This window comes from Parasphaerochaeta coccoides DSM 17374, assembly GCF_000208385.1.
GTDB classification, from domain to species: domain Bacteria; phylum Spirochaetota; class Spirochaetia; order Sphaerochaetales; family Sphaerochaetaceae; genus Parasphaerochaeta; species Parasphaerochaeta coccoides.
In genome coordinates, this window is record NC_015436.1 from 1,576,378 (window position 1) to 1,599,804 (window position 23,427).

A 23,427-nucleotide genomic window follows, 5' to 3' on the forward strand; every position below is an offset into this window, starting at 1 on the left:
CCTTGTCGTCGGTTCATGAACTACATTCCAGAATCAGTCCATCATAGGCCAGGCAGATGCCGGAAGGAAGTTTCTTTTCAATGTCGGCATGAAGACCGGCATCATGGCTGATATGGGTCAGGTATGTCCGCGACGCGCCTATGCGGTTCGCCGCCTCAATCGCCTGGGATATGGAAAAATGAGTGGGATGGGACGTGAAGCGGAGACCGTCAAGCACTACCACATCAAGCCCCTCAAGCAGAAAATAGCTTTCCTCCGGGATGAAATTGCAATCGGTCAGGTAGGCAAAACCGCCAATCCGGTAACCGAAAGCAACAAGGCCGCCGTGGACGATGGGAACCGGAACCACCTGAAAACCGGCAATCTCCACGGGGATCCCTGGATTCAGGACATTGACATCAAGATGGGGCAGACCGTCACCATGGTATTTGCTGTGTGCCGAGACTACATAAGGAAAACGGACAAGCAGGTCATCTATCGTCCCTTTACTGCCATATACCGGAAATGGTTTGTCATAACAGAAGATACGCAGGTCATCTATCCCGTTCATGTGGTCAGCATGTGAATGAGTGTAGAGGACGGCATCCAGCGCAGGGACAGCGGCACGGAGCATTTGAAGACGAAATTCAGGCCCCGTATCAACGGCTATCCGCCTCTCATCTTCCCGGATAAGGGTGGATGTGCGCAGACGTGTATCCCGCGAGTCGGAGGATGCGCAGGTCGGACAATCGCAACCAATGACAGGAATGCCATGACTCGTACCGGTACCAAAAAATTCGACGACCACGCTCACTTCCCTATTTCCGAACGCAGGGAATCAAAAAGATTTCGGGCAGAATCCGTAACCGTGTCCACGCCACGGGATAGAGCTGCCTCTACCTTGGACTTGTCAATGTTCTTGAGCATCTCAGCAGTCTGAGCGGCGGTCAGAGAGGCTTCCTTTCCCCATTCCGTGATGTTCGAGCGCAACTCGGCTATGACTGCCTCAACATCCGGTTCACTTTCGCTCATGGCCACGCCTCGATTCCGCCAGCTGATGCCGAACACACTATGGCTGAACCCTGGAGAAAAAAAATATATGCCCAGGAATATCAGGACAGCGACGATAAGCGCAAATAAAAACGAACGAATCACTTTCATGATGGATTCCTCCTATGGACTTCTGTATTCTACCACAATCACCGGAATCTTCGCTATGCTTCAATCCGTCTCCGCTTGCCTTGCGGCAACGCTCGTATTGTCCGCTTTACTCCGGCATATGTGCTGGAGCCAGGCTTGCGCTTGCCCCTATATGGAAAGACGGCCACCAGGCTTGCCTGATGACCGTCATATGTGTGCGTAAGAATGTTCTATAAGATGTTGAGCAGGAAGGAGACACCGATACGCCCTGCATTTTCCTTAAAGTCAGGAGCAAGGTTCTCAACCTTGGAGGGTTCCGCAAACTTATACTTCGTATCAATTGTATAGGTCAGTCCCACTGTGATGCCGCCCAGGTTAAAATCCACGTTGGCTCGATATACCATGGGAGCATTCTTGAATACATGCTCCAAGTTCTCCGCAGTGACGTTATTTCCCGCATGGTCAGTAATCTTCCATTCATTTCCTGCATGCTTCGCATTGACGCGGGGTCCCATGCCCAAGCCGATACCGACGAGGCCAAGGTCAAAGTTCACGCCAGCGGTAAGCAGGCCTGCAAAGCCAAAGTTGTCGGCATCACTGCCCGGAGTCACGAGAGCGACGACACCTGCCTGGAGAAAGAAAAGCCTGACACGGGCTTCGGCTCCATAGGAAAGCTTAGCGACATCAAAGTCTTCGACGATATCTCCAAGGGCATCCACTTCTCCTACCGGGACGTTATACACGACAGAGGGACCGAAGCTGAACACGCTGGCAAAAGCAGCCGTCGGCAACAGAAGGAGTATAAGCCCTACTACGATCAAGTTCTTTTTCATTTTCATCTCTCCTCTCTCAATCCTTGGTTTTGTTCTCCATGAGAAGCTTCCCAAGAATCGGAAAATCAATTATAAAATCAGGCTGTAAATCTTGATGATAGTTTTATCCTACACCAAGTTACATCAAATTACAATCACCGAAAATGATGCCTGCGACCTCATTTCCTTTCCATATTTCCTTTCCATGCGGCTCCGCTGTACCCGCGTTCTCCGCACGGACGCTCTCCATCAGAACAAAGCCAAGGAAAATCCAACACCCAACGCATTATTCGTAGTCAGGAGCAGCTTGTCCCATTGTCCGGACGATATGGCGGCAAAAGTCGCCGGCGTCCTGATGATATAAAATACATTAGCGTTGAACGGACCAAGGAAAAGGTCAAGTCCGAATTTCCAGAACAGGGAAGAATACCGTATCACCTGGCCGAACTCCAGTTTAGACAAGGGTACTGTCGTGGCATCTTCCGCTCCGTATGACGGGAAATAAACTTCCATGGCATCTGTGTTCACATTGATCCTGAAATCAGTCGCCATTCCAGCTCCCAACGACAGATAAATATAAGATGGCAAGATAGGTATGGACAGGGAAAAATCAGAATACAGGCTGAAGCCAGATAAAGATCCGGGCGCATCCCCTTGGGGCGCTACGGCGACAGCCATCAGGGTCGTCTGGATATTCCACAGGCGCAGGATGACGTTGCCTCCCAAGCTGGTATTTGCAGCAATGTCATCTTCAAAGAAAGCACCTTCTTCCGTCGGAGCATACAGGGCGTTGAACCCAAAGCGGGCATCAAAAACATTTCGGGCGGAGAGAGCAAAAGGAATAAGGAGTATCATGACGGCTATCAGAACAAATTGTCTTTTCATTTCTATCGAGTTCCTTGAAATACAAAGCACCAAGGACTGAAAGCAGTCCCGCGCCAAGCACTATCATAGCTATATAACACTCGTATAGAAAAAAGAATACAGCGAAAAAAGATTTTTTTAAAAAAAAACTCAAAAAATGTTTATTTCCGCAATAAGATCAGCTCATCAAGCCAGATTGTCGCCTGGGCATCGCTGGGCATCCGCCAGTCACCCCTTGGTGACAGCGTTACCGTTCCCACCTTGGGTCCATCCGGCAGGACGGAACGTTTGAACTGCTGAGAGAAAAACCTCCGGTAGAAGACTGTCAACCATGAGAGTATCGTGGTTCTGTCATACGTCTCTTCGAAAGCCCGGCAGGCAAGCCTGAACACCTTTGAGGGAGAGAACCCTTTTCTCATCATGGCGTAGAGGAAGAAATCATGCAGTTCATACGGGCCGACTATATCTTCTGTGACCTGACTGATTTTCCCCTGGCTGTCCGCGGGAAGCAACTCAGGGCTGACCGGCGTGTCGAGGACATCAAGAAGAACTTTGCCAAGCGTCTCGTCGCTTTCATCGGCTACATAGCGGACAAGGTGCCGGACAAGGGTTTTGGGAATTGAAGCATTGACTCCGTACATTGACATATGGTCGCCGTTGTAAGTCGCCCACCCCAACGCAAGTTCGGACAGGTCGCCGGTACCCACCACCAGCATGTTGTTCTTGTTCGCCACATCCATCAATATCTGAGTTCTTTCTCTGGCCTGGCTGTTCTCATAGGTCACATCATGAATGTCGCAGTCCTGCCCGATGTCTATGAAATGGCGTCTCACCGCGGCCGCGATTGAAATGCTCTGGAAACTGACGCCCATGGCCTTGGCAAGTTGGGTGGCGTTGCCCTTTGTCCGTTTTGTCGTCCCGAAACCGGGCATGGAGATGGCAAGTATGTTCTTGCGGGACATGCCCAGGGCATCGACCGCCCTGATGCTGACAAGCAATGCCAGCGTGGAATCCAATCCTCCAGACAACCCCAGGACGAGTCCTGTGCTCCGGGTATGTTCAAGACGCTTGGCTAATCCCTGCGCCTGGAGGGAAAGTATCTTTGCGCACCTTTCCTTCAGGTCGGCTGAATCAGCAGGGACGAAAGGATACCGGGCCACTGTCCTTGTCAGGACAGTTTCCCCGATCTTCTGAGAAAAGAAGATGGTCCGGTAATCTCCTGAAGTCTGGGGGAATGTGGAGAGAAGACGCCTTTCACGGGCAAGGAATGCAACATCCACCTCGGTACGGAGCAATTGGTCAGCCTTGCCTTCATGCTCAGCCACTATGTGCCCGTTCTCCGCGACAAGGTCATGTCCCGTGAAGACGAGATCAGTGGTCGATTCTCCGTAACCTGCATCGCAATAGATATACGCGCAGGCGAGCCGGGCAGATTGGGAGGCGACCAGGTTTCTCCGGTATCCATCCTTCCCCACCACTTCATCGCTGGCTGAAAGATTGACCATCACCGTAGCACCGGCCATGGCATGAGAGGCTGATGGAGGCATGGGAACCCAAAGATCCTCGCAGATTTCCACCGCAAAGATGAAATCAGTGACAGATGTACATGAAAAAAGAAGACGTGTGCCGAAGGGAACCTCCTGCCCCGCCAGGACAAGCGTATCAATGCCATCCGGCGCGGGAGCAAACCATCTCAGTTCATAAAATTCCTGATAATTGGGGATGTTCGTTTTGGGCACGACACCCAGGATATGTCCGTGATGGATGACGACAGCGCAGTTATAGAGTTTGTTCCGCCATACCAAAGGAGCTCCGACAACAGCGACAGTATCTATTCCGGTGCTGTGGGAAACAATGGCGGCAAGGGATTCCTGCACGGCGGCCAGCAGGGCGTCTTGAAGGAACAAATCCCCGCACGTGTACCCTGTGACAGACAGTTCAGGGAAAACAAGAAGTGAAATCCCTTGGGAAGAAGCGGCATCCATCGCTTGGATGATGCGCCTGGTATTCCATGTGCAATCCGCGACTTTCACCGCCGGACTGACCGCGGCAACTGATATGAATCCATCTCTCATGCTCTGCTGCTCCTGCTCTTTCCCATCCTGTCCAGCTCTCCCATCCTGTCCAGCACCACCGCAGCCTCATAATGGGATGTCTGTGGATACAGGTCAAAGACCTGGGCTATGGTAGGACTATACCCCTCAGAGAGGAATTTCCGCAAGTCTCGCGCCAGTGTCACGCTGTCACATGACACATAGATGACCCGCTCTGGTTTCCACGATGCAATGAGAGCCGGTACGGAAGGAGCCAGACCGGTACGGGGTGGGTCAACGACAACCGTATCGACCTTCTCACTCATGGAAGGATGCCACTTTTCCGTGGCGGCGGTATGAAAGCGGGTACGCGGCGCATTAAGCCTTGCCAGCTCCAGGCAATCCGGCTCCTTCTCCACCGCAATGACCGTGTGTCCTTCACGTTCCAGAAACGCACTGAAAACCCCGACGCCCGCATACAGATCCATCACCCTCTCTCCCTTGACATGGGAAAGAACGAATCTTATGAGAGAAGGCATGAGCAGGCGATTGGATTGAAAGAATACCTGTGCGCTCACATGGAAAGGGATACCGTCAACTGTCGCGACGACCGGTATCTTCCCATAAGAAATGTCGGCGTCTCCGGCAAACACGCTTATCCGCGCAAGGGATTCCTTTACCTTTCTTGCGGCTTTCCATAAGCGTTCGTCCCGTCCGGCCAGCACTTCAGAAAGCTCAGAAACCAGCACCGGACAGGAAGGAAGCGGAACCAGGGAACGGCTCCGCCTGCCAAGGAAACCCGCCTGGCGTAGTCGCTCATCTACATGGAAAGCGGAACGGCTCCGATACTCCCATCCCGTGGCAGAGGCAGGAGGTTCAAGGACAAGACTGTCCCGTGGAATACCTCCGGTACGTTCCATGGCATCAATGAACAACCGCTGCTTTTCTTCAGCCTGGGAATCCTCGGACAGATGCATCAAGTTGCATCCTCCACACTCATCATAAAAGGGGCAACGTGGCGCGACCCGCTGTGGCGACGGCTCAAGGATTTCGTCAACCACTGCTTGCGCCCAAGAAGACTTCTCAGCAGCAAGATGATAGGAAACCGTCTCGCCCGGCAAAGCGCCTTCTACGAAAAGGAGTTTCCCATCCTCCCTCATGCCGAGTCCCGCGCCTCCTTGGACAAGGGAACGGATGCTGACAGCGTTTTTGCTCATGCTCCGGTTTCTTCCCTATACCGCGTGATATGATGGGCTATGGTGTCCATACCCCCCTGCCAGAAGTCCGGTGACGTGATATCACACCCCGCGCGGGCGGCAACCGTGGCGGCATCAGCGCTTCCGGTCATTTTCAGCATATCATCATACAGGGACGGGAAGTCATCAACTTTCTGTCCGGCAGCAACCAGACCCAGGGCAAAGAGCTGCCCGAAGGCATAGGGATAATTGTAATAAGAGAAATCTGTGCTGTAATAATGTCCTTTGACCGCCCACATATAAGGATGGAGCTTGTCGGCGTCCAGAGCATCACCATAGGTGGATTTCTGAGCATCGATCATCAGGGCGCAAAATTCTTCCGCCGTAAGCTCTCCCTCCGCGCGGCGTGCGAACACCGCTTTCTCAAAGCGATAACGACAGAGAATGTCAACGCATACCTGGCAAGCTCCCTGGATGAAATTCTCCAACAGGGCAAGAGCTTCGTCTCCCTGTGTCCCGGAGAGGGCTCCGGAGAAGATAAGATATTCATTGAAAATTGAAGCCGTTTCCGCAAGGGTCATGGGATAATGCCGGAGCAAAGCGGGTTTGTCGGCAACGACGCTGTCATGATAGGCATGCCCAAGCTCATGGGCAAGGGTCGTCACTCCATCGTAATCAAAATCAAAGTTTGAGAGGATGCGGCTCTGTCCAGCCTTGGGCATGTAGGTATCATAGGCTCCGCCCACTTTGTTGGCACGGGGACCAGCATCAATCCAGTTCTCATCAAAGGCACGTGAAGCAAGCCGGGCAATGGGAGCGTGAAAACTTCCCAGTTGCGTGACGATGAATTTCTTGGCCTTGTCATACGTCCATGATGTGCTGTGTCCTACAGGAGCGAACAGGTCGTAGAACGCCAACTTCTCCACCCCCAGTGCTTTCGCCTTGGCGGTCAGATAGGAACGGAACAAGGGAAGATTTGTTTCAAGTGTCTGTATCAGGGCATCAAACGTAGAGCGGTTCACACGCGACTGAAAAAGGGAACGCTCCAGCGGGTCAGCCCATGCACGCCGTTTATCCAGGCTTACCGTCGCACCTTTGACACCGTTCAACGCTGCGGCAAAGGCCACTTCATGGTGCTTCCAGATGTCCAGTTCAAGCCGCCATGCCTTCTCCCTCACTGTCCGCTCAGGATCGCTCGCCATTGCCCTGAGCTGGATGACGCTCTTTCTCTCCCCTGTGACCTCGTCCCAGATTGCCGAGACTGAAGACGATACGGCTTCCTGGAGGCGTCCCCAGGCATCAGTTCCGCTCCGGGCAAGGTCGGCGGCAAGATCTTCCTCAGCAGGTGTCATCTGGTGTTGGTTTTCCTGTAGCATTTCTTCCACTACATAGGCGTATGGAGCAAATTTTTCATGGGAAGCCACAACAGAACGGACAGCATCTTCATTCTGTCCGAAGACAGCAAGAAGTTTCACTCCCACGGCCTTAACATCAAGCCGAGCCGTGGCGACTTTGTTGACGCAGGCTATGGCGAGTGGATCCGCCGTCTGGGTGGTCAGACGTGCGTTGGCGTAGGCATCCAGTGTCTCATCGATATCAAGCAGCTCCTGCCAGGCATCAAGGACGGCGCCAAACCATCCGACCATATCACGGGAGCGCATCTCTCCGTTCTCCAGGAGAGCCGTCAAAGCAACGCTCCCGGTTTTCAGGAATATCATGTCATTCTCAAGCTCCGGGTCATCAAAGCCTGTGTATATCGGTGTCAGATCCCATTGGGGCAATGTTTCTTCCATTTTTTTCTTCCTCTTTCACTTTCTTTTTCAGAATATCTTGCACGCTCCCATGGTCATTACTCCCACGGTTTGTTCAGCATGTCTAATCACACGTTTAATCCAAATTCCGCTATCTTGTTGATCAAGGTGCGTCTTCCAATTCCCAGTTCTTCGGCGGCACGGGTCCGGTTGCCTTCCCATCTATGCAAGGAGCGCACGATTGCCGCCGCCTCAATCTGGCGGAGCGTCAGCCCTTCTCCACCGGAGAGCGGAGGATAAGCGTTCCCGGAACCGGCCTCGTTTGCTGTTTCCTCTCCCAAGGCTATGCTGCCCCGGATGTCCAGGTCGTCTTCCGTGATTACCGCGCCTTCTGCAAAAATGACAGCGCGTTCCATAATATTCTCCAGTTCCCGTACATTCCCATGGAACGCATGACGCTGGAGTTTCTCAAGGGCTTCAGGGGACAAGCCTGTGATATGCCTGCCCATCTCCCGATTGAGCCGGGCAAGGATGCTTGCGGCAAGCAGGGAGATGTCTCCGCGCCGTTCCCTGAGTGGCGGTATTTCTATTCTCACTACATTGAGACGATAGAACAAATCTTCACGGAAAGCTCCTGAACGTACCTGATCCTCCAGCGTCTTGTTTGTCGCGGCAATGATGCGGGCGTTGATAGGCAATGATGTCGTTCCTCCCAGACGGGTAATCCGTCTCTCCTGGAGTACCCTGAGCAGCTTGACCTGCAAGGCATGGGGCATGTCGCCAATCTCATCAAGGAACAACGTTCCTCCGGAAGCCAGCTCGAACATGCCCGTCTTGCGGGCGACTGCCCCGGTGAAAGCCCCCTTCTCGTAGCCGAACAGCTCGCTCTCCAACAGATTCTCCGGAACGCCTCCTATGTTGATGGCGACAAAGGGGCCGTTCTTCAGGATGGAACAGCTATGTATCCGGCGGGCGACCACTTCCTTTCCCGTGCCGCTTTCTCCGGTAATCAGAACCGTAGCGGGACTGTCCGCTATCTTGGCCGTGATATCCTTTATCCTGATGACAGCGGGTGCTTCTCCGATGAAAAGATCGCTTGTATCTTCCGATGCCCGGCTTTCTGACTCAACCAAATTCTTCAAAACCTGTGCCTCGACCAGCTTTTTCAGCCGCAGGGACAGTTCATCAGGGTCGAAAGGCTTGAGGATATAATCCTGCGCTCCTGTCTTGAGTGCTGTCACGGCATCTCGCACATCACCATGGGCGCTAATCATGATGACCGGGAAGCGGTATCCTTCCTGCCTCATCCATCCAAGGAGTTGCAGACCATCCATGCCCGGCATACGGACATCGAGCAGACAGGCATCATATGGAGTCTCTTGGATGAGACGTTGGGCGGACAGGCCGTTCTCCGCTCCATCGCTCTCTATACCCTCCAGCTTGAGATACCTGCGCATCAGCTCACGAATGTTCGTCTCGTCATCGACAATCAATATTTTCATGAATTCTCCTTGGAATCATCAGGCGCACCGTTCCCTTTTTCTGTCTTTTCCCGTGATGGGGAAAACTGGCCGACAGGGGGAAGCATCACCTCAGCTACCGTCCCTCCCCCCTCACGCGGATAGAGGCGTATGCTACCACCTTCCGCCTCGACGAACTGACGGGAAATTGCCAGCCCTATTCCCGACCCATGTATCTTGGTTGTGAAGAAGGGATCGAACACGTCATGCGCGACCTTCTCCGGAATACCATCGCCACGGTCCATCACACGGATACGTACATGCCCTTTCTTGTCACGGGAGAGGGAAACGGAAACTTCCGGGTCTCTTTCAGCAGTACTTTCCGTAGCGTTCTTCAACAAGTTCTCGAAAACGGACCGCGCTCTGTCAGGATCAAAAGTGACAAAATATCCCCCATCTTCTTCCGCTACGACCGTCATTGTCATTGGAAATAACCGTGCCAAGTCATTCATGAAACTTTCCATTTCAATCCTCTGGGGCGTACCGACAGGATTGCGAAGGAAATCACTGACCTTATCAGTCAGCTGAGTGAGACGCTGAACTTCATGATCTATGACGGAGATATCCTCCTGGTTCTCAGGAGGCAGCATTTTCTTCAGAAGCGCCACCTGTATGGTGATGGCACTGAGAGGATTCTTAATCTCATGGGTCAAAGTACGGGCGGCCTCGCCGAGACTGACCAAGCGTTCCTGTTTTTCCAAGGTAATCCGGTAGCGGCGGTTGCTCAGGTAGATGTTGAATACTATGAGGAAAAATATGGACACCCCGACAAATACGCAGGTTGACAGAATCCGGATACCAGCAACCGTCTCACGATGAGAAGACCCATCAAAGCGGATGTAAAGGATATCAGGGAAATCCACCGGGACAGGCGCAAGTCCGCTATCCGTAAGGCGGAGGGAGCCAGTATCGAGCATGATGCTCAAGCGGGAAAAACGCAGATACTCTATCTGGCCGCTTTCGTTGTCGTAGAGAACCACACCGGCATGGGAGTCCTTTGTCTTCTGTCTCTGCGCATTGAACTCGCCGAGTGGCAGGATGTTGGGAATCCTTCCGATTCCCAAGGCAAGCCGACCTTGGGATGTATAGACCCCGACTCCGATGATGTTCTCCTGAACCATGGTCATCCGAGCTTTAGAGGGATTGTCCTGAAGCTCGATGAAGACTGAATTGAACGCTTTCTCAGCTTCGGACTGCATCCGGAGGTTCTCTTGAGTCAAAAGACTTGTGGAGAGACCGAGAACCAGCATGATGACAAGCGTGAAAGCGACGCCCAGTCCGGTGAAGACAAAGATGGACTCATTGCCTTCCACAAACTTCCATCTCCTCCGTTTCCTGTTCATCTGCCTTCTTGCCTCCGTACACCATGGATACCCCAGTATACTATAATGGGGCGTCGGGCGGAATAGTTGTTCCGCCTGACACCCCGATGGTGATACACTGATGATCCGATATATACAGAAAAGCTGGTATCAACCTATTCGTAGTTGAGAGATTCGATCGGGTCGAGCCGGGCAGCCTTCATGGCCGGATACCAACCAAAGAAAATTCCGATCACCATGGAAAATCCGACCGCCATGAGATAGGCCATCGGAGAGACGGCAAACTTCCATTGCAAGGCAGTCGTTATCACATAGCTCAACACAGTAGCCAATATGCTGCCGAGAAGCCCACCAACTACTGTCAAGGTGATGGATTCCCAGAGGAACTGTCCCCTGATGACCCGTGGAGAAGCTCCCAGAGCCTTACGAACGCCAATCTCGCGCGTCCTTTCCGCGACCGACACCAACATGATGTTCATGATGCCAATGCCACCAACCAGCAACGAGATGGCTGCGACCGCCGCAAGGAAGGTCGTGAACGTACCGGTAATCTCATTAGCTATGTCAGCCAGCGAGGAGGGGGAAAAGATGGTATAGGCATCGTTTCCTACAAGATTATCAAGGTAAGATGTGATGTCTTTCGTAACGAGGCTGGTATCCGCATTTTCCGAGACATCCACCAAGTACGAACCTACATTGTTGGTTGCCTGGAAACGCTGCTGAAAGGTGTTGTACGGAATGTAGACATTAGTATTGTACGCTCCGGCAAAGCCAGCGTCCTTTTCCTTCATCACCCCTACGACCAAATAACTCTTTGCCTGCCTGCGGAACAAGCTGACGTATTGACCTATGGCGTCTCCTGCCGGGAACAAATCTTCAGCAATATCAGCGCCAAGGACAATGACCTGCCGTCGGTTGATATTGTCCATCATGGAAAAGAACTCTCCCTCCTCCGCCTCATAGTTATTCACCTGGGCATAGGTCGAGGGAACGCCGGAAACCGCCGCCTGTTTACTTTGCTGACCATGGCGGATCAGCGCACTGCCGGAACTGATTCCCATGACAGAATCAATACCATCGATATTGCGCATCAAAGTAATGCCGAAATCCTCAGTGAACTCTGTCGCGGCCTTGTCCTGCCTGTTGGGATAAATCGAAATAAGGTTGAGACCGCCGGAAGCAATGCTGTCGGTAATGCTTCTTTTTGCGCTGTCTCCCAGCGTCAGGATGGCAACGACAGCGGCTACGCCAATGACAATACCCAGCAAAGACAGGAGGGTCCTCATCTTGTTCTGCCACATGGAGGCCAAAGCAAGTTTTATATTCTCATATAACATTCATATCCTCCAGTTTCCCGTCGCGAATGTGTATCTGACGACGACATCTCATGCCTAGCCCCTTGTCATGGGTAACAAACACCACGGTATTGCCTTCATCATTCAGCTTTTCGAACAAAGCCATGATTTGGTTGCCCGTCGAAGTGTCCAAGGCTCCTGTCGGTTCATCGGCAAGAAGAATTGTCGGGTTATTCACCAAAGCTCGCGCAATGGCAACCCTTTGCTTCTGTCCACCGCTCAACTCATTGGGACGATGGTTCACTCGATCAGCGAGACCGACACGGTCAAGGGTGTCCAGCGCCCTTTCCCGACGTTCCACCACCGATACCCCGGCATAGAGAAGCGGCGTCATGACATTCTCCAGCGCACTCAACTTGCCCAGCAGGTTGAACTGCTGGAATATGAAACCGACCTTCTTATTACGGAGGAACGCCAGTTCCCCTTCGTTCATGCCGGACGTGTTATCTCCATCGACATAGATATGCCCGCTGGTAGGGGTGTCCAGACATCCGATAAGGTTCATCATCGTGGATTTCCCCGATCCGGAAGGTCCCATGATAGCAGTGAACTCCCCCTTCTCGATATCCACGGACACACCGTCCAGAGCCTTGACCAGGAAATCCCCGACCATGTAGTACTTACGTACATCCCTGAGTTTTATGACTGTTCTACTCATGATTATTTCCTTGCTCTGCTACAATCAGAACCGCATTGGGGCACCACCGCCACCACCGCCACCACCGTCACCTCCGACACCGAATGATCCGAACAGAGAGTTATTGCTTGTATTCTTAAGGAGAATCGTATCTCCCGGCATCAAGTCCCCATTAAGAAGCTGGCTCACACCTTCTCCCAGATACTTGATGGTGACAGGAACTGTTTCATACGTACCGTTAGGCAACTTCTTTTGCACAGTTGAGTTCCCGCGAGTCGTCGTGATGGCAGCCTGGGGAATGAGTACCAATTCGGTATCTCCTTCCACCTCGATCGTTCCCTCAAAGGTAAAACCAGGTACCAGACTGGCAGGAGGATCATAGATGGTGAGTTCGACATCAACCACTCCGATGCCTTGGCTAGAATACCGGCCAAGCATGGGGATGTAGGAGACTTCCGCTTCAATAACCTGTCCGGGAAGGGAATCAAAGGTCAGATACGCCTTTTGACCAATGAAGACATACTGCATGTCAATTTCATCTACTTCGACGGAAGCCTTCAGCCGGCTCCGGTCAATGATGGTCATGGCAGAAGCACCAGCCTCGAAATAGTTGCCCACTTCTATATCCACGGAAGCGACAACACCATCAAAGTTCGCATAGGCACGGGTATAATCAAGATTGTTCTCAGCTGTAATCTTCTGGAGCTTGAGTAGTTCCACATCCCTCACGCTGCCCTGGAGTTCCGCTTTCTCGATGTTGACGTTGATGTTTGCCAGCGCATATTGCTGGGTCGTATCATCCAACGCGGCAAGGAGATCCCCCTCCTTCACCGCGTCGCCTTCCTCTACGGCAATCGTTGTCACGGTTCCTGTAGCACGCATGTTTACCTTCTGGGTATCATACGGCTCTACATATCCTGACAGGTCGATGGTCGTAGTAATCACGCTGGAATAGACCTGACCATCCCTTGGCGCTGTGGCGGCAACCTGCTGTTCCATTTTCTTCTTTGCCTGGGACTGGGAATAAAATAGATATGAGGCTATTGCAAGGATGATGACCAACCAGATGATGATCTTCTTGCGTCTGCGTTCCGCGTTCTTTTTCTTGATACGGACACGGATATCAGCCTCATGCTGATCCATTTCCTTCTCGGTTTCCATATTCTTCACACTCGTATCTTTCGCCATTTTTTTATGCTCCCTCTTGTGGTGGCTTATATCAGCATCGTCTTAATCTGGTTTTCAAGAACCAGTCCGTTCAATAAGGAAATTGCCTGATCATACTCATCCTGACGGACAAGAATCTCGGCATCAGCGACAGCATCCTGCGTTCCCAGTCCGACAGCAAGGAGATTCCTGCTGTAATCCAGGCTTTTCAGGTTATAGTCACTCTGTATCTGAATCTGGGCATCTTTATCCTTCCATGAAGCTATGGAGTTTTGTAGATTCCCTGCCGTGATGGTATATGATGTGATGGCATCGTTATAATCAAGTTGGGCAATCAGGACTTTATTTTCAAGTTGCTTGAGGGTAATCTGGTCGCTTTCAGCAGTAACCTGGTTCCTCCATGTTCCGCCTATAGTCACCGTCGGCGTAGCAGAAGTACCTGTCCCCAGGTTGCTGACGCCCGCCTGTCCGTACACGGAGAAATTGTTTTGGGTCAAAGTAGCGCCAGCAAAAACCTGTCCCCCCGCATATGTCGTCTGCTCGTTGTCTTTCTTGCTGACGCGGACGCCGCCAGTGCCGTTCAGGACAAGTTTGCTTGTCTCGGTCTTTGTTTTCTCCAGCTCATAATCCTCCTGCGCTATCTGCCAAGCGACTTGCTTGAGCAAAACTGAAGTATTTCCGCCAGTCAGGGGAGTAAAGTCAAGCTTTGGCAGGGGGATGTTCTTAACGTTGTCATATACCAGACCGGTTGCCACGCGGTACTGCTCCTTTGCCAGTTCAAGTCTGCTCAAGGTAGCGGTACGCGTATTCTTGAGAGTGAGCAACGTCAGTTCCTGCCCTTTGTAGGAAACTGAATCCTTGGTCATCGCTCCAAGCTTGAGGGCGTTCTCAATTGCCTGCTCCGTGCTTTCAATCTGGCGTTCAATGGAGATCAAGCTTTTTTGGGCTTCCAGAATTGCAATCAGCTTGGTGTATACATCGGACTCGAAAGCAAGCTCATTGCTGATAAACGAACTGTCCTTGAGCAGGGTACTCTGCAAGATGAGGAAATCCGACTTGTCATCATCAGTCTTGCCGAAATTAAAGGTATGTGAAGCCGTCAGCGTAGGGGTCATGGAGTATGTATTCGCTGTCGTCCCACCGGCTTCCTGACGTTCTATCCTGGCTCCGGAGTCTCCTAAGGAGAATCTCAGCGTGGTGTCTCCTTCGTTAGGCAGAATGACAGAGACATCCGGGGTGGCGGAAATAGTATAGAGCGTATCAGTTACTGGTCCATCCTGACGTCCTGTCCACGTCAATCCTCCACCGGCCTGAATCTGAAACTGCTTGCCCAAATCACTTTTTGTAATGGATAGCGCGGAATTGTCCCGTTGTAGGATATAAGACTGCATGAGGGGACTATTTTTCTTTGATGTATCCACAATCTCGGACAGATCAAGGGCTGGCAGGGAAACTGATACACATAAAGCTACCAGTACCATGACCAATTCTTTCTTTCTCATCATAATTTTTCCTTTCATCTCAGTATCCGACGTACACAGGAAACAAAAACACACCTGCCCGTTTCCCGCTGTGAGATGGTTCTCCGGATACATTTTCTATCATGCTGAATCATTATCTGAACGGCAACAACTCAGAAAACAAGTTCACACAATTAACATACGTTTCCGGCATATGCAGAAACTGCCCTTATACATATTTTTCTATTCTCTCATATCATGGCAAGGCACGAGTATTCGTCTTATGGTAATACTTTTCAACCCCCTATGAAATCCCTGAATTTCGGGATTATATAGGGGTTTTCGTGTTATGCATTACCATACTCTTTTGCCATCCCAGTTGGCTTCCCCTACTTCCGCACAAACTTATCCCGCTTATCCTGCCGCACGTCTGTTTTCAACTGTTGTTGCTCGGCAAGCGGGCTGGTGTCTTTTTCGTACTCTATTGGTTCAGAGAATTGTGCACGCTACCGAACATCATCACGACATCGCACGACATCGTACAAAAGATACTCCCTTGCAAAAAAGGCTGTTGTAGCGTAATCTCAATTCTTTGATAGGAAAAAATGTATAAGAAACCGATTACTGACATTGAACTGCTCGAACATCTGGATGCCTTGCCCGGAGATGGGCGTGAAGTATTCCTCCTTGAGCGCGGGAACCTCAGGGTCACCGCCGTCCAAGGTACGCACATGATCAACCAAATGCGTGCCAATCACGGTCTGGGCATCCTTGAATCCATGGTTCTTGGGCAGGCGTATATCGCCTCCGGCCTCCTGAGCGCTACAGTAAAGGGCAATGACCGCGTCCTGCTCACCGTAGAATGCGGAGGACCCATCGGAGGCATCTATACCGAAGCATGGGCGAACGGAAATGTCCGGGGCTACCTGAAGAATGTCCCGATACATGTGGAGAAGCCTCTTGAGGACAATGACCTTACCTTCCTCTACGGCCCAGGGTTCATCACCATAACCAAGATGATCGAGGGATCTTCGCAACCCTTCTCCGGACAGGTAATGATGCAATATGGTGATTTGGCAAAAGACTTGGCCGTCTACTACCAGATGAGCGAACAGACTCCTTCCCTCTTTGTCCTGTCCATCAAGTTTGATTCCCATGGACGCATCTTCGGCGCCGGCGGCTTTTTCCTCCAGGTGATGCCCGGTTGCCCCGATTCCATTCCAGAAAAACTTGACAGCCATATATCCGGCCTTTCCTCCCTGGGCAGGCATCTTGCCCAAGGAGGCACAATCCGGCAGTATGTGGAACAGGAGTTTGCGCCGTTCCATCCAGAACATCTTGATACATTGCCGGTCGCATTCTCCTGCCCCTGTTCGCGCGAGAACTTCAACGGATATCTGTCGAGTCTGCCTGAACAGGAAAAGCAGTCCATCATGCAGGACGGACCGTTCCCGCTGCATTTGGACTGTCTCAATTGCAGTACCGCCTATGATTTTACCAAGGAAGAACTGGAAAGTATTTTCCACGTTTCCTGAACTCAGGAACACGGCACGCTGCGGACAAGCCGGAAAGGACCGGCAGGGAGTAAGAAGACCTCATGTTTTTTTATGCGACGGCATCTGCCCATCAGGGAGATATCGTAGAAGATGAAGTGATGCAAGCCGGAGCTGCCCATACCCGATCTATGGGAGGCGGCATTGAATTTGAAGCAGACCTTGAAACGGCATATCGTTTCTGCCTGTGGTCGCGCGTATCCACCCGCCTGATGGTCGCCCTTTATAAGGATGACGATATCCAGAGTTCTGACGAACTCTACGAATCCTCCCTCCAGATTCCTTGGGAAGATTGGGTGAACCCTGAGAAAACCTTCTCCATCACAGAATCCATGACGACATGCTCCTGGCTGAAAAATTCCCATTTCGGTACCCTGCGCCTCAAGGACGCCATAGCCGACCGCATCAGGGAACGTTTTGACGACCAGCGACCTTCCGTTGACCTTGAGAACCCCGATGTGACCTTCCACATGCATATCGATGTGAACACGGTGACATGGTATGTCGATTTCTCCGGAAAATCCCTTCATAAGCGCGGTTACCGCACCCAGCAGACAGAAGCGGTACTGCGGGAGCATCTTGCCTCCAGCATCCTCTGGAGATCTGAATGGCGGCGCAGCATTACTGATGCTGGCGCAGGCGTCCTCCTTGACCCATTCTGCGGAGCTGGTACTTTGGTGGTCGAAGCAGCCCTCATGGCTACTGACACGGCTCCTGGCCTGGTCGATCCTAGCCGCTTTGCTTTCCTCAAGCTCCCTCTCCATCAGCCGCAAACATGGGAGAAAGTGTTGTCCGAAGCCCTCTCCCGTCAGAAAGCCGGACGGTCGCGTTCCATAGAGATTCATGCATGGGACATAGACCCTCAAGCGATTGAAGCCGCCAAAGGCAATGCGCAAGCTGCCGGAGTATCCGATTTCATCACTTTTGCTGTAAAGGATTTCACGTCCATGTCGGTAGAGGATGTTCCCGCCGCCCACGGGTATGTCGTCACGGATCCCCCCTATGGCGTGCGTCTTGCCGACCCCGAAATCATCACTCTATACCGCAAGATCGGCGGCACGCTCAATGCCTTGTTCGGAGGTTGGAGGGTATCAATCCTCTGCGGAGAGCAGGAACTGCTTTCTTATGTCGATTTGAAGCCGGAAAGAACCAATAGCATTTACAATGGCGGTATTCTCTGCCAGCTCGCCCACTACGTGGTGTTTTCCGAAGAAGAACGCAAGGAACTGGCAGCACGAGCCGAACAACGCCGCAAGGAACGTCTTGAAGCTCCTCTTTCCGAAGGCTCCCAGATGGCCTTCAACCGCTTGAAGAAAAACCTTGCCACCCTCACTCCCCTGATGATGAAGCAGGGCGTTTCATGCTATCGCATCTACGATGCGGACATGCCCGAATATTCCGCCGCCATCGACCTGTACGAGAACAGGTACATTTCCTTGCAAGAATATGCCGCCCCTGACTCCATAGATCCGGAGGCGGCGGAAAGGCGTCTGGAAGAACTGGTTCTTGCAACGGAACGAGCCACCGGCATCCCTTATGAAAAAATATTTGTCAAGCGTCGTGAACGTCAGAAAGGTCTTGCCCAATATGAAAAAATGGACGATGCCAAGAATTTCTATGTAGTCACCGAGCATTCCCTCCGCTTCCTGGTCAACTTCAACTCCTATCTGGATACTGGCATTTTCCTGGATCACCGTCCTGTACGACGTGTCATTAAGGAAAACGCCAAGGACACACGTTTCCTGAACCTTTTCTGCTATACCGGCACAGCGACCGTCCACGCTGCCGCGGGTGGTGCCCTGAGCACGGTGAGCGTGGATACGTCAGCAACCTACCTTGACTGGGCAGCAAAGAACATGGAACTGAATGCTTTCTACGGGATGAACCATTTCCGTTACAAGGATGATGTCATGGAATGGCTCCGGAACAGCAACACAGGTGAGTTTGATTTGATTTTCTGCGATCCTCCTACCTACAGCAACAGCAAGGATCGTCGTTCCTTCGACATCCAGCGGGATCATATCTCTTTGGTTGACGCGTGCATGAATCATCTGACGCCAGGGGGTACGTTGATATTCTCCAACAATTTCCGCAAGTTCAAGCTCGACGAAATATTGATGGAAGATTACGATGTTGAGGATGTATCGTCCAAAACCATTGGGGACGATTTCGCACGTGATCCAAGAATACATAATACCTTCCTGATACATCACAAGGATGGCAAGAAACCGCGACTCACTTCCGCATCTTTCACCGGAGACGGCACGAAACCACGGAAAATAGTCATAAAAAAGAAAATCATCACTACTGGCTGAATCATCATCTGATGTGGGGAAAAGACTAAAAGGGATAATCCGGACGGAGGTATCCGGCTTAACCCTTGCGGGAACTTCTGCTATAGTGAATTGAGATTCGGAGGAATAATCATGGCAGACAAAAAAAGAATTGGATTCATTGATGAATTCAAGGAGTTCATTATGCGCGGTAATGTCCTGGATATGGCCATTGGTCTTATCATTGGCACGGCTTTCACCGCCATCGTGAAATCAGTGGTGAACGACATCATCATGCCTTTTGTCGGCTGGCTCATGGGAAGCTCCAGCTTTTCTGATTTCCGCGTCATCCTCACGCCTGCTACGGAAGACGCCCCTGAAGTCGCCATCCGTTATGGCGCCCTGCTACAGACTGTTGTGGATTTCCTGATCATCGGCTTCATTTTGTTCATCATCGTCAAGACGTTCAACACATTCCGGAAAAAGCTCGAAAGAGCCAAAGAACCCGCAGCTCCCGTCGAGCCAGAGGCTCCCCCCGCTGATATCACCCTGCTCACTGAAATCCGCGACCTGCTTAAGGACAGAAAATAAATATCTTTCCCGGATTCCCTTTTCCCTGTCTGGAACCTTCCTTGCAGAATCATAAGGAGCTGATACCTGACAGCTCCCTATGAGCTCCTTATGACACCTTGTCAAACTGATGATGGTGGAAAATCTCTACAACGGGAATACCGCCGGTGACAGCACAGAAATGAACGGTTGGTAATCACCGTCAATGGCGGAGATGTCCGCTTCCAGCATACGGTCAGGCTCAATGGACTGCCAGTCGATATTCCATCCCGCATTCATAGCCAGCAGATAGAAGAACAGACGGGCAGCGCGCCCATTGCCCGTCTTGAAAGGATGAAGGGCTTCAATCTCTCCCATGTAGTATGCGTAATCATTGATGAAATCATCTCTGTCAAGTTTCTTCAGGTAAACATCATGCCGGAGTTTTCCGAATATCTCATCAGCCATGCTTTCAATGAATTGCGGCTGGCAGAACACCGTGCGCTTGCTTGCTGCCGAGGTGCGTATCATCCCTGCGGACGGATACATGTCGCCATAGAGGGAGGCATGCAGGCTCTTGAGTAGCTCAAAGTCGTAAGCATGAGGCAAAGCCTGGGCAAGGATTTCAACTGTCCGTATATTGGCCATGCGAGCAGCCAAGCTCCTGGCACGGGAACGATCCTTGATATTGAAAAAATTTACCGGAACGGATGTACCCGGATAGTCAGCGTTTTCTTGGGCAGGCGGCAAATATTCGACAGTTGACAGTCCTTCCTGCTCAATGATGGCTTCCACAGCCTCATTGGCGGATACATCCTCATCCAAGATGCTCCGCAATTGTTCCTCACCTTCCTGCGTCAGAGAGAGTCCCTCGACATCAAGGGAGAATTTCACAAAACCAATACACGCTTCAATACGGCGTGATTTCATAGGACAGAACCTTCCTCCGCATAGTGGAAAAAACCACTGCTCTTTTCATCATCTTGCCCGAAGCTGCAAATCAGGTCAAGGACAAATATGAAAACGGAGCCGTTTCCGGCTCCGCGTTCCTCAAGCCATCTCTTTTTCCTAAAGTCCGATACCCATGAACAGGCTGGCACCAAAGGAATGACGGGCATTTGCGCCAAAGAGATAATCATAGTCAAGGCCAAGGCCGATGCCAAAGCCCTTGCTGAAATTATGGCGCAGTTCAAGAGATCCGATAAGACCATAGTTCAGACCTACGAAAGGCTTTTGGCTGATAAGAGGAATCCTACCAGGAATAAGTTCGCTGCCGGAAAGGGCATCAGTGCTGAAAATAATCCGTCCGCCACCTACAAGGGACAAGGAAGTCTTTTCACTGAAAGCAAAGCTGAACCGGGGAGCCAGGCTTATGCCATAGACATGGTGGAGCGTAGTTCCCGCGCCTGTTTTGAACCAGTTCGTCTCAAACTTGAAACGGTTTGCTTCAACAACTGGCGTCGCACTGGCGGATTTCAAATACGCATCATAGAAGATTCCAACCTGCAACCCGACACCAAATCTATTGCCAAGTTTCAAGCCGTTATCCAAGCGCCATGTGAGATCCGCGCCGGGAACCAAGCGGTCATAGGCTCCGACTTCATCGAATATTGCATAGGAAGCTCCAACCTTGATATCCAAGCTCTTTGCCAGTGCATTGACGGGCTTGGCGACAACCTTGGCAGGAACAGCGGCGACAGTCGTGACAGATGCGACGGGTTTTACTTCTTCCGGCGTATCTACGACTGGAGTGGGCTCGGTGGCGGGAGCAGAATCTTCGACGGCAGGAGCCTCAACCGCTACGGGTTCCACTGCTACCGGATTTTCAGCGACAGGCTCCTCGGATACAGGAACAACGTCAGGAGAAACCGGAGCGGCTTCAACCGTTTCAGCGGAGCCTTCACTGGCCAGAACGCCGGAGGATGTTGGCGGAACGCTCTCAACGACAGGTTTTTCCGGAATAACTTCTTCCACGGGAGGGAACAGTATGTCTACCCCGGAAACCGCGCTGGCAGACCACAGCACACCATCATAGGACTGTTGCAGATACAATGCATGAGGAACAGTACCATCCACCGGGTCGGATGTGTAGGCGAACACATCAGCATTGACCACGGTCCATCCTTCCTCATTCTCCCCATCGAGCTGGTAGCGGAAGTACGTGACTTCCGGGTCGTTGAGAAACCAGTCCCATGTGATGGCTACAGAACGAGCCATGATGATTGCGGGGAACAATATGGCAATGGCACATATAAGACCTAGAATTCTTTTTATCCTGATGTTCATGGGAATCTCCTCTTTTCCAAAGCAACATTCCAGTATATCAATTGAGACACACGGACTTTCCGCTCAGACGGTTCGACCACGTTATGTTAAACTATAGTGTACGGCAAAATTATGGACAAGTCAAAAGGCACGAATCACGAAAAAAAAACTGATAAGAAAAAAGACCGGAAAAAGGCCGGGAAAACTTGAAATTCTCAGGAATCTTCGATGGCGCGTGACATCCAGTTGATCGTATTCTTATCACTCCGTTCGCCGAGACGTGGAATCCTGAAAACTTCATCGACGACAAGAGACGCTGCGCCGAGGCTCGCGTCATCCTCTGCTTTATTGATGATTACGCAACTATCCACAAAACCGGCTGTCTCATCAGAATCAGAAAATTCGTGAAGTCCCGCAATCAGAAACTGTCTTTCTGTTTCGTCGAAACCCCCCAAATAAATAGTACGGGGGTCAAGCAACGCGCGTATCGACATCATGTTCTCCAACAATTCCTTTACGATGGATTCCATGATCATGGGATCCTCATGTCGCCTGGCAAGTTCCTCATGGGAAAAAGAAAGCTGTGTTGCGCCAGAAGCGGTACTGGTGTACACGCTGCGGAATTCTCCTCCCCTTCCTCTGTATCCCCGGTACAGCTTTCCTGCCAGCACCAGACCCGTCCCAATGCCGATACTGGGAATCCCCGGCGGCAACACCAGACCATCATATGATTGGAAACGAACATACAGGAAAGTATCATCCTCAATGTCAGAACCATGTATGACGTATTTCAGGGCGCAGCAGTTCGCATCGTTCTCAAAGACAATGGGAAAAGAGAAGGAACTCAGGAATCCTGAAAAATCACATTCACGCAAACCATGCGTCCAGCAGTCAATTATTTTTTTCCCATCAAGGGAAACAATACCGGGTACTGCTATGCACATTCCCCAGACATCCGTTCCTTCACATCGGGAAAGGACGCGTCCTACTATAGTGTCTACTCGTGCCCTGAACATTTCTTCCTGTGTCGATGAGGAAACATCGTCATACAGGCTGACATCGCTGCTGATGAGATTCCCAAGGATATCACAGATAGACATCCGGTATGAACCTCTCAACATTTCTACGCCGATGATTCGGCCCGCATCGGGATTGACTGCCAGCAACTCTGGTTTCCTGCCCGCGCCTCTTTGGGATATTTTGTTCCCGGTAAGCCGTATCAGTCCAGCCTCGGTGAGCCGTGACGTACAGTATGTAACGGTTGACTGCTGCAACCCAAGCAATGAAGCAAGTTTCACACGGGACAATGGTCCCTTTCGCAGCTCGCGCAATACCAGGAGCTCATTCACTGATTTCTGAAACAGATTATTCTGAACTATTCTCATCCTGTCCTTTTTTTCCCATCAAACCCTGTGACATGCACTGCGTCATTCTTTTATAGCACCCTCTCCGAAGCCTTTCACCAAAGCATGATGCGCAAATATGTAGAAAGTAAACAGGGGAAAGGTTCCAATCACCAGTGCCGCGAACGGAAGTCCATAGTCTTGGTTC

At 51.4% G+C, this 23,427-nt stretch carries 19 protein-coding genes; 3 read left to right on the forward strand and 16 right to left on the reverse strand.

All coding sequences use genetic code 11. The annotated features are described in order from the left end of the window. Positions 1-13: 13 nt before the first annotated feature. The 13 genes from SPICO_RS06885 to SPICO_RS06945 form a co-directional block, all read right to left on the reverse strand. Complete coding sequence (locus tag SPICO_RS06885; protein WP_041395157.1) at positions 14-787, reverse strand: MBL fold metallo-hydrolase; 774 nt, start codon at positions 785-787, stop codon at positions 14-16. A gap of 2 nt (positions 788-789) precedes the next feature. Continuing rightward, a complete protein-coding gene (locus SPICO_RS06890; protein WP_013739947.1) occupies positions 790-1,140 on the reverse strand; it encodes a hypothetical protein in 351 nt (116 codons plus the stop codon). Between the two features lie 209 nt (positions 1,141-1,349). Beyond that, on the reverse strand, positions 1,350-1,952 hold the full coding sequence (locus SPICO_RS06895; protein WP_013739948.1) for a hypothetical protein: 603 nt from the start codon (positions 1,950-1,952) through the stop codon (positions 1,350-1,352). A gap of 228 nt (positions 1,953-2,180) precedes the next feature. After that, on the reverse strand, positions 2,181-2,816 hold the full coding sequence (locus tag SPICO_RS06900) for a hypothetical protein (RefSeq protein WP_013739949.1): 636 nt from the start codon (positions 2,814-2,816) through the stop codon (positions 2,181-2,183). Between the two features lie 140 nt (positions 2,817-2,956). Beyond that, on the reverse strand, positions 2,957-4,870 hold the full coding sequence (locus SPICO_RS06905; protein WP_013739950.1) for an NAD(+) synthase: 1,914 nt from the start codon (positions 4,868-4,870) through the stop codon (positions 2,957-2,959). After that, entirely contained in the window at positions 4,867-6,045 is a 1,179-nt protein-coding gene (locus tag SPICO_RS06910; RefSeq protein WP_013739951.1) for a class I SAM-dependent RNA methyltransferase, read from the reverse strand. Before SPICO_RS06910 ends, SPICO_RS06905 begins: the two co-directional genes overlap by 4 nt. Further along, a complete protein-coding gene (locus SPICO_RS06915; RefSeq protein WP_013739952.1) occupies positions 6,042-7,817 on the reverse strand; it encodes a M3 family oligoendopeptidase in 1,776 nt (591 codons plus the stop codon). Before SPICO_RS06915 ends, SPICO_RS06910 begins: the two co-directional genes overlap by 4 nt. A gap of 86 nt (positions 7,818-7,903) precedes the next feature. Continuing rightward, positions 7,904-9,277, reverse strand: a complete 1,374-nt coding sequence (locus SPICO_RS06920) for a sigma-54-dependent transcriptional regulator (protein ID WP_013739953.1) — start codon at positions 9,275-9,277, stop codon at positions 7,904-7,906. Then, positions 9,274-10,638, reverse strand: a complete 1,365-nt coding sequence (locus SPICO_RS06925; RefSeq protein ID WP_052295850.1) for a sensor histidine kinase — start codon at positions 10,636-10,638, stop codon at positions 9,274-9,276. Before SPICO_RS06925 ends, SPICO_RS06920 begins: the two co-directional genes overlap by 4 nt. Before the next feature lie 134 nt (positions 10,639-10,772). Then, the gene (locus tag SPICO_RS06930; RefSeq protein WP_013739955.1) at positions 10,773-11,954 is read right to left on the reverse strand and encodes an ABC transporter permease; all 1,182 of its coding nucleotides are present in this window, start codon (positions 11,952-11,954) and stop codon (positions 10,773-10,775) included. Beyond that, positions 11,944-12,630 (reverse strand): ABC transporter ATP-binding protein, encoded by a 687-nt coding sequence (locus SPICO_RS06935; RefSeq protein WP_013739956.1) that lies wholly within the window; start codon positions 12,628-12,630, stop codon positions 11,944-11,946. Before SPICO_RS06935 ends, SPICO_RS06930 begins: the two co-directional genes overlap by 11 nt. Before the next feature lie 24 nt (positions 12,631-12,654). Further along, positions 12,655-13,797, reverse strand: a complete 1,143-nt coding sequence (locus SPICO_RS06940) for an efflux RND transporter periplasmic adaptor subunit (RefSeq protein ID WP_013739957.1) — start codon at positions 13,795-13,797, stop codon at positions 12,655-12,657. Positions 13,798-13,823: 26 nt separating this feature from the next. Then, entirely contained in the window at positions 13,824-15,278 is a 1,455-nt protein-coding gene (locus tag SPICO_RS06945; protein WP_148229027.1) for a hypothetical protein, read from the reverse strand. 563 nt (positions 15,279-15,841) lie between these two features. On the opposite strand from SPICO_RS06945, the gene SPICO_RS06950 reads away from it, so the two are divergent. The 3 genes from SPICO_RS06950 to mscL all read left to right on the forward strand — a co-directional run bounded on the left by SPICO_RS06950 (position 15,842) and on the right by mscL (position 19,653). Next, positions 15,842-16,771, forward strand: a complete 930-nt coding sequence (locus SPICO_RS06950) for an Hsp33 family molecular chaperone HslO (protein ID WP_013739959.1) — start codon at positions 15,842-15,844, stop codon at positions 16,769-16,771. Positions 16,772-16,833: 62 nt separating this feature from the next. After that, positions 16,834-19,104 (forward strand): bifunctional 23S rRNA (guanine(2069)-N(7))-methyltransferase RlmK/23S rRNA (guanine(2445)-N(2))-methyltransferase RlmL, encoded by a 2,271-nt coding sequence (gene rlmKL / locus SPICO_RS06955; RefSeq protein ID WP_013739960.1) that lies wholly within the window; start codon positions 16,834-16,836, stop codon positions 19,102-19,104. A gap of 111 nt (positions 19,105-19,215) precedes the next feature. Next, a complete protein-coding gene (mscL, locus tag SPICO_RS06960; protein WP_013739961.1) occupies positions 19,216-19,653 on the forward strand; it encodes a large-conductance mechanosensitive channel protein MscL in 438 nt (145 codons plus the stop codon). Positions 19,654-19,779: 126 nt separating this feature from the next. Here mscL and SPICO_RS06965 read toward each other — a convergent pair whose 3' ends face one another. The 3 genes from SPICO_RS06965 to SPICO_RS06975 form a co-directional block, all read right to left on the reverse strand. Then, on the reverse strand, positions 19,780-20,541 hold the full coding sequence (locus SPICO_RS06965; RefSeq protein WP_013739962.1) for a Fic/DOC family protein: 762 nt from the start codon (positions 20,539-20,541) through the stop codon (positions 19,780-19,782). A 138-nt stretch (positions 20,542-20,679) separates the two neighbouring features. Next, complete coding sequence (locus tag SPICO_RS06970) at positions 20,680-21,897, reverse strand: hypothetical protein (RefSeq protein ID WP_013739963.1); 1,218 nt, start codon at positions 21,895-21,897, stop codon at positions 20,680-20,682. Between the two features lie 194 nt (positions 21,898-22,091). Beyond that, positions 22,092-23,261, reverse strand: coding sequence for an ROK family transcriptional regulator (locus SPICO_RS06975; protein ID WP_013739964.1), 1,170 nt, complete (start codon positions 23,259-23,261; stop codon positions 22,092-22,094). Between the last annotated feature and the right edge of the window lie 166 nt (positions 23,262-23,427).